The sequence below is a fragment of the Haloplanus rubicundus genome, assembly GCF_003342675.1.
Taxonomy (GTDB): Archaea; Halobacteriota; Halobacteria; order Halobacteriales; family Haloferacaceae; genus Haloplanus; species Haloplanus rubicundus.
In genome coordinates this window covers 1,498,908-1,511,624 of the sequence record NZ_CP031148.1, presented here as the reverse complement: position 1 = coordinate 1,511,624, position 12,717 = coordinate 1,498,908, and the positions used below count along the sequence as shown (strand labels likewise).

Here is a 12,717-nt window from a genome sequence, read left to right as displayed (position 1 = left end):
CAGGATGGAAAGACGGTGGGCACCGCAGCCGTCCTACTGGGGGCTGGGACTGCTCGGGCCCTGGTTGACGCTCTGCTTGTCGAGTGCCGAGCCGGTGATCGTCTTGAGCCGGTCGACCAGCGAGTCCTTCTCGGGCTCGCCTTCGAGTGCCACGTCCAGCACCTCGCTGATGTGGCTGACGGGGATGATCTCGATCATCTCCTCGTACTCGTCCTCGATCATCACGTCCTGCGTGTTGGCCTCGGGGATGATGACCCGATCACAGCCGGTCTTGGCGGCGGCCTCGATCTTGTGCGTGACGCCGCCGACGGGGAGGACGTCCCCGCGGACCGAGAGCGAGCCGGTCATCGCGAGCGACTGGTCGACGCCGACGCCCTCCAGCGCGCTGATGACCGCGGTGGCGACGGTGATGGAGGCGGAGTCGCCGTCGACGCCGCCCTCACCGGCCTGGACGAACTGGATGTGGATGTCCTTCTGGGTGATGTCCTCGTCCGAGAACTTCTTGATGATCGCGGAGACGTTGGAGACGGCCTCCTGTGCCATCTCCTTCAGTTGGCCCGTGGCGATGACCTCGCCGGGACCCTGCGAGGGCGTCACCTCGGCCATGACGGGGAGGACGATACCGGAGTCCTCGCCCATCACGGCCAGCCCGTTGACGCGGCCGACGACGAACCCGTCGCTGACCTGGAGTTCGTAGTCCTTGCGCCGCTGGATGTAGTCGTCCGCGAGCTGCTGTTCGATGCTGCGGGAGCGACCCTTCGCCTGCAGGATGTGATCCCGCGTCGTGTACTCGGCGTCGGCGGCGCGGGCGATGTCGCCCGCGACGCGGACCAGCCCGCCGAGATTCCGGAGTTCGAGCGTCAGGTGGCCCTTCCGGCCCGCACGCCGACGGGCTTCGAGGATGACCTCCTCGATGGCCTTGTCGGTGAAGTGGGGCAGGCGGCCGTCCTTCTCCACTTCCTGGGCGATGAAGCGGGCGTACTTCCGGCGCATCTCCGGGGTGTCCTCGATGGTGTCGTCCATGTACACTTCGTAGCCGTACCCCTTGATCCGGGAACGGAGCGCGGGGTGCATGTTCTCCATCGCGTCGAGGTTCCCCGCGGCGATCATGACGAAGTCACAGGGAACGGGTTCGGTCTGGACCATCGCGCCCGAGGAGCGCTCGGACTGGCCGGTGATGCCGAACTCACCCTCCTGAATCGCCGTCATCAGGTGCTGTTGGCTCCTCACGTCGAGCGTGTTGATCTCGTCGATGAAGAGCACGCCCTTGTTGGCCTTGTGGATGGCGCCCGGCTCGACCCGGTCGTGAGACGGCGTCTCCATGCCGCCGGACTGGAACGGGTCGTGGCGGACGTCGCCCAGCAGAGCGCCAGCGTGGGCGCCGGTGGCGTCCTCGAACGGCGCCGTCTGCTGGTCCGCGTTGTTCACGATCAGGTTCGGAATCATCGCGTCCGAGCCACGGGAGCCGTAGCGGAACGCGAGGTAGATGATACCCGCCGCGAGGATGCCGAGCAGGATGTTCCCGGCGATGATGAGCGAGTAGCCAAGCACGATGGCGATGATGATCCACATCAGGAACGAGCGCATCTGGTTGCGCTTGCGGGCCTCCTCCTTGTGGGCCTCGACGATCTGATCGCCCTTCCCCGAGGGCACCGTCCGGACCTTCGGTTCGTTGCCGTCGTCGGGGTTGTGATAGACGAGGACGTCCTGCAGCTCCTCCTGGGGGAGGAGTTCGCTCATCGCCTTCGCGAGCATCGACTTGCCCGTCCCGGGCGAGCCGATCATCATGACGTGGCGACGCTGTTTGGCCGCCTTCATGACGACGTCGCGGGCGTGTTCCTGTCCGATCACCTGGTCGACGAGGCGGTCGGGGACCTGAATCTCGGCGGTCGACTCGATCTGGAGCCCACCGAGGAGGTCGTCCTCCGCGTCTTCGTCGATTTCGGCGTCGATCTGGACGTCGCTGCCGAGATCCTCGATGGACCCGTCGTCCGCGCCGTTACCCGGGTCGTCGCCGGGTTCCGGGCCGGACGGGACAGGGACGTCGTCCTCCCATTCGTCGGCCCCGCCGGACTCGTCACGAGGCGGATCGTCGTCGATCCGCTCCGCGCCGTCGGCCGGGCGCTCGTCCGTGTTCGTGTCGTCGTTCATAGAACGGTTTCGTTGGTCGAACTGAAGGGTTAGCGACTGATATACTTTCTCCCCTTGGTTATCATTGTCGAGGGGCAGAGCCACGGGATAGAACCCATCTACCGCCACAATTCGTCGAACGCGCCGACTCGTCGATTTTATAAATGCGGGCGCGTACGTCGTCATCATGCGGGGGTTCTACATCGGCCGGTTCCAGCCGTACCACGACGGCCACCACCGAATGGTCGCCGAAATCGTCTCCGAGGTGGACGAACTCGTCCTCGGCATCGGCAGCGCCGGTCACTCCCACTCGACGCGCGATCCGTTCACCGCGGGCGAACGCGTGATGATGATCACGAAGTCGGTCGCGGAGTTCGACTGCACGACGTACGTCGTCCCCATCGAGGACCTGGACCGCAACTCCGTCTGGGTGAGCCACGTCCGGAGTATGTCCCCCTCCTTCGACGTCGCCTACTCCAACAACCCGCTCGTCATCCAACTGTTCGAGGAGGCGGGCGTCGAGGTGCGCCAGTCACCCATGTTCAACCGCGACGTGCTGGAGGGAACGGAGCTTCGCGACCGGATGATCGACGGCGGCGACTGGCGGCATCTCGTCCCCGATCCGGTCGTCGAGGTGATCGACGAAGTCGACGGCATCCGGCGCATCCAGCGCGTGAGCGAAACCGACACCAACGGCCCATGATCACCCTCGCCTCCGACTTCGGCACCCCGTATCCGGCCGCGATGAAAGGCGCCATCCTCCGGCGAAGCGACGCCCGTCTCGTCGACGTGAGCCACGACCTGCCGCGGGGTTCGATCCGCGCCTCGGCGTTCTGGCTCCGCGAAGTGCTTCCGACCTTTCCGCCGGCGACCCACCTCGCCGTCGTCGACCCCGGCGTCGGCACCGACCGCGCCGTCCTCGTCGCGCGGGCGGGCGAACACACGCTCGTCGGCCCGGACAACGGCCTGCTGGTGCCCGCGGCCCGACGACTCGCCGCCGAGGCCGACGCCGGCGTGGACTGGTTCCACGCCGACCCCGGCGACCCCGCCTCCACGACGTTCCACGGCCGCGACGTGTTCGCGCCGCTCGCGGCGGAGATACACGAGGCCGTCGCGGCCCGCGGCGTCGGCGCCCTCGACGACCACGACCGGCTGACGCCGGCCGAACCGGTCGACTGTCGGCTGCCGGAAGCGACCGTCGAGAACGACGGTGCCGAGGGGTTCGTCCTCGCCGTCGACGACTTCGGGAACGTGATCACGAACGTCCCCGGCGACTTCCTCGACGGTCGGGACGTCGTCCGGGTGAACGGCGAGAAAGTGCCCGTCGGGGCGACGTTCGGTTCCGTCGACCCCGGAAGCCCGCTGGTGGTCGTCGGGAGCCACGGCTACGTCGAGTGCGACGTCAACGACGGCCGCGGCGACGAGTGGTTCGGTCTCTCGCCGGGGAATACGATAGAAATCGACGGCGTCGAGTGACGGTGACCGACCGCGGCGGATCGCGGTCAGTCTCGCGTCGCGGTGAATCCGAGTTCGTTGATCATCTGCACCAGGGCGTCGATATCCATGTCGTCCGTGCCCTCGACTTCGACCGTCTCCTCGATGTGGTTAGCGCTCACCCGCCTGACCCCGTGTTCGTGGCGGATTTCGTCCTGAATGGTGTCTTCACAGCCGTTACACATCATATCCGAGACGGTGATTTGGTGGGTCGAAATTGTGGACATCCTCACCGAGTGCCGTCGTCACGTCAAAGTATAAATGTTTCTGTGGTGAGAGTTAGGGGCGATCGACGCGCTCAGCGCGCCGCGATCACGTCGTCGATACGGAGGATCATCGTCGCGGCTTCGGCGGCGGAGCCGACGGCCGCCCGCTTCACCGCCGCGGGATCGAAGATGCCGTACTCGACGGGGTCGGCGACGGCGCCGCTGCGACCGCCGGCGATGATGCCCGCGCGCCCCTCGCGCTCGTGGTGGGTGCGCAGATCGACCATCGCGTCGATGGGGTCCATGCCGGTGTTCTCCGCGAGCGTGCGCGGGAGTGCCTCGACCGCGTCGGCGAAGGCCTCGACGGCGAGCTGTTTCCGGCCCGCAATGTGCGACGCGGCCTCGCGGACGCGGCTCGCGACGGCGATTTCGGTCGCACCGGCGCCGGGGACGACGCCGCCCGACTCCACCGCGGCGACGACGCCGTCGACGGCGTCGGTGACGGCGCGTTCGAGTTCGTCGACGACGTGTTCGGTGCCGCCACGGAGCAGGAGCGTCACGGCCGCCGCGGCCGCGCTGCCCTCGACGACGACGAGGTCGTCGCCGCCGAAGCGTTCGATGTCGACCGCGTCGGCGTGTCCGAGGTCCGCGGGGTCGACGTCGGCCACCGTGCCGAGGCGGCGGGCGCCGACGGCGCGGGCGATGGCCGTGGCGTCGCTCCCTTTCACGTTGCCGAACGCGAGGATACCGGCGCGGGCGAGGTGGCTGGCGACGCGGTCGTCGATCTTCTTCGTACAGAATAGCACGTCGACGCCGGCGTCGGCAAGCGCCGAGGCGTAGCCACGGAGTTCGGTCTCCTCGGCGTCGAGTGCGGCGTCGAGCTGGTCGACGCTGGTGATCGAGTACTCGGTGTCGACCGCGCTCTTCCGGACGTCGAGTTTCACGTCGACGACCGCAACCGTCGCGTCCGACACGGATCGGGGCATGGCGTCGACGACGGGGTCTTTGTCGACCACGACGCCCTCGATCAGGCGGGTGGCGCTCGAACTCGCGCCCGTGTGGGTGGTGATGTGGATGCTGTCACGGTCGATGTCGCCGTCCGCCGTGACGTGCCGGACCGCGGCGACGACACGCTCGGCGAGCGCCTCGGCGGACACGTCGCCCGTACCCTTGCCGGTCATGCTCGACTCCGCGACGCGGGCCAGCAGGTCGTCGTCGAGATCCGCGTCCAACACCAGTTCGTCGATAGCGGCCAGCGCGACCCCGGCAGCCTCGTCGTAGCCCTCGACGACGACCGTGGGGTGAAGATCACCGTCGAGGAGGTCCTCGGCGCGGACGAGGAGTTCGCCGGCGAGGACGGCGGCGGTGGTCGTGCCGTCGCCGACCGACTCCTCCTGTGTCTCGGCGACTTCGACGATCATCTGCGCGGCGGGGTGTTCGATGTCCATCTCGCCGAGGATGGTCGCGCCGTCGTTGGTCACGACGACGGTGCCGGAGGCGTCGACGAGCATCTTGTCCATGCCGCGCGGTCCGAGCGTGGTTCGGACGGCGTTCGCGACGGCTTTCCCCGCGCGGATGTTGGAGTCCTGAGCCGACCGACCCTGGGTCCGCTGCGTGTCTTCGGTCAGAATGTACAGCGGTTGCTGCATACGGGTACTCATGATCACAGAAAGGGACGCTTGCAGTTCTATATATGCGTTGTCGGAGCCGGGATAGCACGGTGCACGGCGATCAACGCCAGTCGTACCGGGCGACCGCACGGTCGGAACGGTCGGAGACGCCGTGGGGGTTTCGCGCGGGCGTCCGATCCTTGAGGCGGGCGACGAGGCCGTCGGCGGCGCCGCGGGCGACGCCGGTCACGACGGCTCGACCGGTGCCGAACCACTCGGTCGGCGCCAGGTTCCCGCGGAGGACTTCCCGACCGGCGTCGAGGGCGTCCCGCAGGGCTCGCCGGGTCGTGTCCGTGGCCGCGGCGGGCTGGAGGCCGTAGTTCTTCACGAGGCGGTAGGCGAGCGATCGGAACTCGGCGCCGCGGTCGCCCGTGGTGATGCCGCCGTCGGCGGAGTACTCCTGTCGGACGCACATCTCCGGGCGCCACGCCACCGCGTAGTCGAGGGTCGCGAGGCGGTGGGCGGCGTCCCGGTCGCCGCCGGTTTCGAGGTACTCGTCGAAGCCGTCGAGGGCGTCGAGGACCGAGCGTCGGAACGCGACGTTGCCACCGTTGAAGTAAGTCACCTCGCGGGAGCCGATCCGTCGGCGCTCGAACTCCTCGGTCGTCATCCCACCGTCGAGGGTGCGGTGGGTCGGGCCGGTGACCACCGGCGCCTCGGGGAGGCCGTCTTCGAGACCCGCGAGCCACGAGGGTTCGACCACGAGGTCGTGTCGGAGGCTCGCCACCACGTCGCCGGTCGCGACTTCGAGGCCGGCGTTGCGAGCGACGTTCTCGGTGCGAGTCGACACCTCGACGAGTACGTCCACGTCGTCGCGGTCGCGAATCATCCCGGTAGTGCCGTCCGTCGACGGCCCGTTGACGACGATCACCTCCGCGTCGGGGACGTGCGCGGCGAGGGCGTCGAGACACGCCGCGAGCCGATCCCGGCCGTTGAGGGTCGGTATCACTACCGAGAGGTCCATATCCGACCACACCGACTCAGCGACCATAACGGTTCCCACTGCTGCGGTCGATGACGGAGGACACCGGAGCGGAGCGACACACCGCCGAACGAGGGCTAAACGTGCGCGTTCCAGTACGACACCGACGCGACGTGATCGCCGAGGGGCGTATCGCCGATGGCGGTGTCGGCGCTTCGGAACGCGCCGGCCAACCGGTTCGGAATCTTTCGGTAGAAGCCGTAGGGGAGGACGAAGTCGTGATTTGCGTCGGTGAGCGTCAAGCCCGCCCCGTCGATGAGGCGTTTCACCTCGTCGTGGCCGTAGAGCCGCGAACCCATCGGAAGCAACCAGTTGTAGAGGACGCGCGTGCTTCGGTCGTTGAACGTATCGAAGAAGACCTGCCGTTTCGAGACCCGACACATCTCCGCGAGGAACTTCGCGGGCGTGTCGGCGAGGTGGAAAAACCGCATCGCGAAGACGGTGTCGAAGTGATCGTCAGGGAAGGGGAGTCTGGCGGCGTCGCCACGGATGAACTCGATGCGGTCGGCGACTCCCGCCGCACGGGCCTTCTTCCGACCTTCGGCCATCATCGCCGAGGAGATGTCCAGCCCGACGATGTCGGCCCCGCGTTCGGCCAGCATGACCGTGAACCGCCCCGTCCCGCAGGCAATCTCCAGTACCTTCCGGTCGTCGAGAGGGTTCAGCGCGTCGAGAACGGCCCGCTTTTCCCGGCGGTCGATCAGCCGCCCACCGCGCGAAAATCGCTTGACATCGTACTCCTGGGCGACCTCGTCCGCCTGATACCACTCCTCTCCTTTCACGCTACGCGTCTCTTTGCCCGAAGATTAAAACCGTACTGGATGTGCCGTCGGCCGCAACCGCCCGCCCGACCGCCGCCGGCCACGCTCCTCTTTTTGCATATAATGCCATATAAGGTGTCTCGTGTATTTTCATGTGTATAGAGATAACCTTTACCACTACTGGGGCGGACTCGTGAGTATGAGCACCACAGCGGCTGACTCCGTCGGCGACGACCGACTCACGACCACCGAATACCGAGAGCGACTGCGCGAACTCCCACCGAGTGCGAAGCTCGTCGCGAAGGTGCTCGAAAGCGACTCGCCGCTCTCGCAGGGGCAACTCGCCGAGGAGTCGTTGCTCCCCGACCGGACGGTTCGGTACGCGCTGAACCGTCTGGAGGAGTCCGACATCGTCGACTCCCGATACAGCTTCAAGGACGCCCGAAAGCAGGTCTACTTCCTCCGAACCTGATACGGATTGCTGTAACTGTGTACCGGCGGTTCGCCGGCCCGTCCTGACGAACCACCGTACTGACTCACAACAAACCGTACGAGACGGCGGTCACGGCATCGATTCACGGTCACGACCCGAGCCGTAGCGAGGCTCAACGATCCCCGGCCCGTTCGTCGTCCCGCGTGCCCGCACACCACGGACAGAAGGAGAGCCCCGGATCGTACTCCCGGCCACACGACGGACACGGGACGGACGGCTCCGCGTCGGGACGACGCGGCGTTCGCTGTCCGACGCCATCACCCCCCGTCCGGCTGGCGACGCGGTAGGCGTCGAGCGTATTCAGCGTGAACAGCAGGAGGAGCGGCCCGCTTACACGAAGCGGGAGCGTCGAGAGCGTCACCGTCCCGGAGTCGGCGAACGAGGCGATCAACACCAGCCCGGCCCCGAGCACGAGCGAGAACCACGCGAACGCGCGCCCCCACTCTCGGAGGTAGGCGTGGCCCGCGCCGGCGACGCCGATCACCGCCCCCAGTACGCTCACGATAACGGTGATGGCCACCCGACGATCCCGCTTACCCATCGTGGAGGGATGGAGGCGCCACGCGCTTATAGCCTCGGCCGACCGCCGAGACGGTCGAGCAGGTCCGCGAGCGTCGCCAGGTCGTACTGCCCGGGGGCGGTCGCTTCGGCGGGGTCGACCGGCGCGTAGCCGATCTTCGAACCGTAGAGCGGGGCGACCGCCCGCGTGTGTCGGCCGGCCTCACCCATCGCCATCGTCGCCACCCGGTCGCCGCGTTCGGTCGCCGCGTGCGTCACCGACAGCACCCGCAACGCGTCGCCGGGCGTCGTCGCCGTCACCGCGGCCTTCCCCACGTCGCCGTGATCGGCGGCCGTCGCGAGGGTCTCGTCGAGTCGTGCGGTCGACGGCGTCGACTCGAAGTCGTGGACCGACGCGATGACGACGGCGCCGTTGGCACGGGCCGTCGCCGCCGCCGTCGCCCCCGGATCGTCGCGCAGGCTCGCGAGTTCGATGTCCACCGCGCCGACGGCGTCGTGTTCGCTCGCCGCTTCCAGGACAGCCAGTCGCTCCCGTTCCGGGGCATCGGCCTCGCCACCCTCCGCCGGATCGCGGTTCGTGGCGATCAGCGGCAGGCTCCCGTCGTAGTCGTCGAGTGCTTCGAGCGGATCGGTCGCGAAATCCATCCGAAACTCGACGGCGTCGGCGTGGTCGCGGGCCGCCGCTTCGTCGTCGAGATCGCCCGTCGCCGCCGCGAGGACCAACGAGTCGAACTCCATACTCATCCCTGGGACGGGCCTCGGTTAATCTCGTCGACCGGTCGGTGATCGAGGACGTACCGCCGGCCCGTCCTCTCGGACCGTTCGGTCACCGAGTCGACGGCGTAGGGTCGGATGCGTCGCTCGCGTTTCGTCACCACCCGGAAGTCGAAATGTTCGGCCTCGTAGCCGCCGTCGCGGTCGGCCATGGCCGCGCGGTGGCGGTCGAGGCGGTCGGCCACGCGCCGCTCGGAGCGCGCGGGCAGGTCGTCGAGTCGGTCGTCGAGCGCCGCGAACAGGTCGCCGTCCAGATCGTAGCCCACCGAGTGCCGCGCGGCGTGCATCGCGGCGAGCGCCGTCGTCCCCGTCCCCGCGAACGGGTCGAGCACCCGGTCGCCGCGGACGGAGAACATCCGGATCAAGCGCAGCGGCACCTCCAGCGGGAAGGCCGCGGATCGGTCGCGTCGGTCGCCCGTCTCGAGCGCCTGTTCCTCGCCGCGGAACTCCCAGAGATCGGAGAACCAGCGGTTGCGCTCCTCCCAGAAGTACGCGCTCTCGTACCGGCGGTCGTCGCCGGGCGGGAAGGATCGGGGGCCGCCCTTCCGGAAGAGGAGCACGTATTCGTGTTCGAGCGTGACGTAGGCGTTCGGCGGGAGCGTCCCCGACCCCATGAACTTGGTGTGGCTGTTGGTCGGCTTCCGCCAGAGCACGTCGGGGAGGGGCGTCAGCCCCCGCGAGCGGAGGGCGTCGACGATCCGGGCGTGGTTGGGGTACTGCTGGAACTCGCCGCCGACCGAGCGGGTGGCGTCGCCGACGTTGACACAGACGACGCCGCCGGGCGCGAGGACGCGGTCCACCTCGTCCCACACCGCGTCGAGTTGGGCGTGCATCAGGTCGAACGCGGCGTCGCCGTCGCCGGCGTCGAGCGCCGCGCGCACGTCCGGGTCCCGCGCCGCGAAGAGGTCGTCCCAGAGGTCGATCATCGGATACGGGGGCGACGTGACGACGAGGTGGACCGACTCGTCGTCGACGGCGCTCATGTCACCCGCATCGCCGACGTGAAGGACGTGCTCCGTCCGCATCGACTCATCCTCCCGACCGCCGACGGGTATCGGTGTCGGTTCCGGCGACGGCCATCGCGTTCTTGACCCTCCGACACCCACACCCGCCATGGCCCCGCCCGAACGCATCGTCTCCCTCGCGCCAGCCGCCACCGCGACCTGCCGCGAACTCGGCGTCGCCGACCGCCTCGTCGGGATCACGACCCACTGTCGCTCGGAACTCGAGGACGTCGACGACAATCCGACCGTTCTCGGGGGATGGCTCGACCCCGACCTGGACGAACTGGAACGGCTCGACCCGGACCTCGTCTGCACGAGCGACGCGCTCCAGGCCGAGGTCCGGGACGCCATCCGCGACCGGGGAATGCGGGTCCACCACATGGACGCCGAACGGCTCCCCGAGGTGATCGACGGCTTCGCCACCCTCGGCGACGCCGTGGGCCGGGGCGCGGCGGGCGAGCGACTGGCCGCCCGGAGCCGCGAGCGACTGGATCGAGTCCGCGAGCGAGCCACGGGCGCACGACCGACCGTCTACGCCGAGGAGTGGGCGGACCCGCCGATGGCCGCCGGCAACTGGGTGCCCGAACTCGTCGAGGTAGCCGGCGGTCACCACCCCTTCGTCGACCCCGGCGAGCGGTCCCGGGCCGTCACCCGCGAGGAAGTGGAGGCGGCCGATCCCGACCACGTCGTCCTCCACCTCTGCGGCCACGGGACGCGGGTCGACCCCGCGACGGTCACCGACCGCGACTGGGCCATCGACGCCGCGGTCCACGTCGTCGACGACGCACTCTTGAACCAGCCGAGTCCGAATCTGCTAGACGGCGCCGAACGGCTCGTCGAGCTGTTTTAGTCGACCTCGGGCTCCGGATCGGTCGCGTCGGCCGCCCCGCCGCCCGTCGTCTCGTCGACCGCGCTCGTCAGGGAGACGTTGAGCGCGAGCATCGAGACGACGCCGCCGGCGACGGTGACGAGGTTCTTCACCGCGTGGTCGAGGACGGCGGCGCCGAAGGCCGTCGCGCCCGTCACGGGGGTCAGCCCCGCGACGAGGAGGGTGAAGGCCGCCTCGTAGAGGCCGATCCCGCCGGGCGAGAGCGGGAGCACCTTCGCGAGGTTGCCGACGCTCACCGCGAAGAAGCCGATGGCGACGAGCGTCGGCGGGGCGAGCGAGACGTCGAACGCCGCGAGCACGATGACTGCGGTCACCACGTCGAGCCCCCAGATAGCGAGGCTGCTGACGCCCACGCGGGCGAACGCGCCACGGTCGGCCGCCACCGTCTGCACGTCGGCGACGAACCGCTCTATGACCCCCGCCACGTAGTCGGCGTAGGAGTCGGAACTCACGCCGGTGACGACCCGCCGGACCAGGTTGCCGTCGCGGCGCGCGCTGACGACGATGACGACGACGGCGAGGAGGGCCGCCGCCGCGACGCCCGCCGCGACGGTGAGCGCGACGCGTGCGCTCCGGGGATCGATGCCGGGGACCCCCGCGGAGACGGCGGTGACGATCTGGTCCGTCGCACCCGTGAGGACGTAGCCCACGAGGACGGTCCCGCCGAGGGCGGTGATCGTCAGCAGGTCGAAGACCCGCTCGACGGCCAGCGACGCGAAGCCGGTGGGGTACGGAATCCCCCGGCGCGCCTTCACGACGTACGCGCGGACGGCGTCGCCCGCCCGCGCGGGGAAGACGAGGTTGCCGGTCTGACTGATGAAGACGGCGCCGGTGAGGAAGCCGAGGCGCTCGCGGTAGCCGAGTTCGTTCAGGATGTCGCGGTAGCGGGCGCCCCGGAGCGGCCAGGAGAGGAGGTAGACGGCGCCGGCGAGCGCGACGAGGCGGAGGTTCGCGCCCTCCAGTTCCGCAAGCACCGCCTGCGGGTCGAGATACAGCGTCATCAGGGCGAGGGCGACGACGGTGAGGAGCGCGCCCGCGCCGACGCTCACCCGGCGGGTGATCCGGGGGCTGACCGACAGCTGCCACCACAGCCGGAGGATCTGACTCCCCATCCCGAACACGTCCCGCACGAGGTCGACTTTCGTGTCGCCTTTGGGCTCCCACTGGACGGGGAACTCCGCCACCTCGAAGCCGGCGCGCTGGGCGCGGACGAGGAGTTCGGTGTCCCAGAACCAGTGTTCGTCCGCCACGTCCGCGTGCAGGCGCTCGAACGCCTCGCGGCTCAAGGCCTTGAACCCACACTGGTGATCGCGGAGCGGCGAGCGCAGGAACAGGCGGACGAGGCCGTTGTAGACGCGGGAGGGGACGCCGCGCTTGGCCGGGCGGTCCGCGACGTTGCCGGGCAGCCAGCGCGATCCGGTCGCCACGTCGGCCTCGCCGGAGCGCACCCGCTCGACCAGTTCCTCCAGATGCCCCATGTCCGTCGCGAGGTCGGTGTCGAAGTAGACGAGCGTATCGCCGTCGGCGGCGGCGAAGGCGCGTTCGAGCGCGCCGCCGCGACCGAGACGCTCGTCGCTGTGGACGTGGCGGACGCGCTCGTCCGCGGCGGCCATCCGGTCCGCAATCTCGGGCGTCGGGTCGTCGCAGCCGTCCTCCGCGACGAGCACCTCGAAGGAGCCGGGCGGGAGGAAGGACGCGAGCGTCGAGAGCGTCGTTTGCACCGTCCCCTCGATGGTGTCCGCCTCGTTGTACGCGGGGAGGACGACGCTCACTTCCACGCCGGAGTCCATTTGCC

At 69.0% G+C, this 12,717-nt stretch carries 13 protein-coding genes; 4 read left to right on the top strand and 9 right to left on the bottom strand.

What is annotated here, in order from left to right; genetic code table 11:
• Nucleotides 1–33: 33 nt before the first annotated feature.
• Nucleotides 34–2,151 (bottom strand): ATP-dependent protease LonB, encoded by a 2,118-nt coding sequence (gene lonB / locus DU484_RS08595; RefSeq protein ID WP_114605708.1) that lies wholly within the window; start codon nucleotides 2,149–2,151, stop codon nucleotides 34–36.
• A 166-nt stretch (nucleotides 2,152–2,317) separates the two neighbouring features.
• Between lonB and DU484_RS08590 the strand changes: the two genes are divergently transcribed.
• Both DU484_RS08590 and DU484_RS08585 read left to right on the top strand, forming a co-directional pair.
• On the top strand, nucleotides 2,318–2,833 hold the full coding sequence (locus tag DU484_RS08590; protein ID WP_114585618.1) for a nicotinamide-nucleotide adenylyltransferase: 516 nt from the start codon (nucleotides 2,318–2,320) through the stop codon (nucleotides 2,831–2,833).
• Complete coding sequence (locus DU484_RS08585; protein ID WP_114585617.1) at nucleotides 2,830–3,606, top strand: SAM hydrolase/SAM-dependent halogenase family protein; 777 nt, start codon at nucleotides 2,830–2,832, stop codon at nucleotides 3,604–3,606. The genes DU484_RS08590 and DU484_RS08585 overlap by 4 nt, the downstream gene beginning before the upstream one ends.
• Nucleotides 3,607–3,632: 26 nt before the next feature.
• Here DU484_RS08585 and DU484_RS08580 read toward each other — a convergent pair whose 3' ends face one another.
• From DU484_RS08580 to DU484_RS08565, 4 genes are all read right to left on the bottom strand, one after another.
• The gene (locus tag DU484_RS08580; protein ID WP_114585616.1) at nucleotides 3,633–3,851 is read right to left on the bottom strand and encodes a heavy-metal-associated domain-containing protein; all 219 of its coding nucleotides are present in this window, start codon (nucleotides 3,849–3,851) and stop codon (nucleotides 3,633–3,635) included.
• A 71-nt stretch (nucleotides 3,852–3,922) separates the two neighbouring features.
• A complete protein-coding gene (gene thsA, locus DU484_RS08575; protein WP_114606748.1) occupies nucleotides 3,923–5,479 on the bottom strand; it encodes a thermosome subunit alpha in 1,557 nt (518 codons plus the stop codon).
• An 82-nt stretch (nucleotides 5,480–5,561) separates the two neighbouring features.
• On the bottom strand, nucleotides 5,562–6,464 hold the full coding sequence (locus tag DU484_RS08570) for a glycosyltransferase family 2 protein (protein ID WP_114605707.1): 903 nt from the start codon (nucleotides 6,462–6,464) through the stop codon (nucleotides 5,562–5,564).
• A gap of 95 nt (nucleotides 6,465–6,559) precedes the next feature.
• Nucleotides 6,560–7,264: a class I SAM-dependent methyltransferase gene (locus DU484_RS08565; protein WP_114585613.1), complete on the bottom strand. Its 705-nt coding sequence runs from the start codon at nucleotides 7,262–7,264 to the stop codon at nucleotides 6,560–6,562.
• A 178-nt stretch (nucleotides 7,265–7,442) separates the two neighbouring features.
• Here DU484_RS08565 and DU484_RS08560 point away from each other — a divergent pair, with 178 nt between their 5' ends.
• Nucleotides 7,443–7,715, top strand: a complete 273-nt coding sequence (locus DU484_RS08560) for a helix-turn-helix domain-containing protein (RefSeq protein ID WP_114447891.1) — start codon at nucleotides 7,443–7,445, stop codon at nucleotides 7,713–7,715.
• A 133-nt stretch (nucleotides 7,716–7,848) separates the two neighbouring features.
• On the opposite strand, the gene DU484_RS08555 is transcribed toward DU484_RS08560, so the two are convergent.
• From DU484_RS08555 to DU484_RS08545, 3 genes are read right to left on the bottom strand one after another with little or no spacing between them, the layout of a single operon-like run.
• A complete protein-coding gene (locus DU484_RS08555) occupies nucleotides 7,849–8,277 on the bottom strand; it encodes a DUF7575 domain-containing protein (protein ID WP_114605706.1) in 429 nt (142 codons plus the stop codon).
• A 26-nt stretch (nucleotides 8,278–8,303) separates the two neighbouring features.
• A complete protein-coding gene (locus tag DU484_RS08550) occupies nucleotides 8,304–8,999 on the bottom strand; it encodes a type I 3-dehydroquinate dehydratase (protein ID WP_114585611.1) in 696 nt (231 codons plus the stop codon).
• On the bottom strand, nucleotides 8,996–10,054 hold the full coding sequence (locus DU484_RS08545) for a DNA-methyltransferase (protein WP_114605705.1): 1,059 nt from the start codon (nucleotides 10,052–10,054) through the stop codon (nucleotides 8,996–8,998). The genes DU484_RS08550 and DU484_RS08545 overlap by 4 nt, the downstream gene beginning before the upstream one ends.
• Nucleotides 10,055–10,142: 88 nt before the next feature.
• Here DU484_RS08545 and DU484_RS08540 point away from each other — a divergent pair, with 88 nt between their 5' ends.
• Complete coding sequence (locus tag DU484_RS08540; protein ID WP_114605704.1) at nucleotides 10,143–10,883, top strand: helical backbone metal receptor; 741 nt, start codon at nucleotides 10,143–10,145, stop codon at nucleotides 10,881–10,883.
• On the opposite strand, the gene DU484_RS08535 is transcribed toward DU484_RS08540, so the two are convergent.
• The gene (locus DU484_RS08535; RefSeq protein ID WP_114605703.1) at nucleotides 10,880–12,712 is read right to left on the bottom strand and encodes a flippase-like domain-containing protein; all 1,833 of its coding nucleotides are present in this window, start codon (nucleotides 12,710–12,712) and stop codon (nucleotides 10,880–10,882) included. The two genes, DU484_RS08540 and DU484_RS08535, sit on opposite strands and share 4 nt — an antisense overlap.
• Nucleotides 12,713–12,717 lie beyond the last annotated feature (5 nt).

Bases quoted from the DNA above. Each gene is read 5' to 3' on its own strand.
- DU484_RS08540 (WP_114605704.1), top strand. From the start codon at position 10,143: ATGGCCCCGCCCGAACGCATCGTCTCCCTCGCGCCAGCCGCCACCGCG.
- lonB (WP_114605708.1), bottom strand. From the start codon at position 2,151: ATGAACGACGACACGAACACGGACGAGCGCCCGGCCGACGGCGCGGAG.
- DU484_RS08555 (WP_114605706.1), bottom strand. From the start codon at position 8,277: ATGGGTAAGCGGGATCGTCGGGTGGCCATCACCGTTATCGTGAGCGTA.
- thsA (WP_114606748.1), bottom strand. From the start codon at position 5,479: ATGCAGCAACCGCTGTACATTCTGACCGAAGACACGCAGCGGACCCAG.
- DU484_RS08545 (WP_114605705.1), bottom strand. From the start codon at position 10,054: ATGCGGACGGAGCACGTCCTTCACGTCGGCGATGCGGGTGACATGAGC.
- DU484_RS08590 (WP_114585618.1), top strand. From the start codon at position 2,318: ATGCGGGGGTTCTACATCGGCCGGTTCCAGCCGTACCACGACGGCCAC.
- DU484_RS08570 (WP_114605707.1), bottom strand. From the start codon at position 6,464: ATGGACCTCTCGGTAGTGATACCGACCCTCAACGGCCGGGATCGGCTC.
- DU484_RS08535 (WP_114605703.1), bottom strand. From the start codon at position 12,712: ATGGACTCCGGCGTGGAAGTGAGCGTCGTCCTCCCCGCGTACAACGAG.
- DU484_RS08560 (WP_114447891.1), top strand. From the start codon at position 7,443: ATGAGCACCACAGCGGCTGACTCCGTCGGCGACGACCGACTCACGACC.
- DU484_RS08550 (WP_114585611.1), bottom strand. From the start codon at position 8,999: ATGAGTATGGAGTTCGACTCGTTGGTCCTCGCGGCGGCGACGGGCGAT.
- DU484_RS08580 (WP_114585616.1), bottom strand. From the start codon at position 3,851: ATGTCCACAATTTCGACCCACCAAATCACCGTCTCGGATATGATGTGT.
- DU484_RS08585 (WP_114585617.1), top strand. From the start codon at position 2,830: ATGATCACCCTCGCCTCCGACTTCGGCACCCCGTATCCGGCCGCGATG.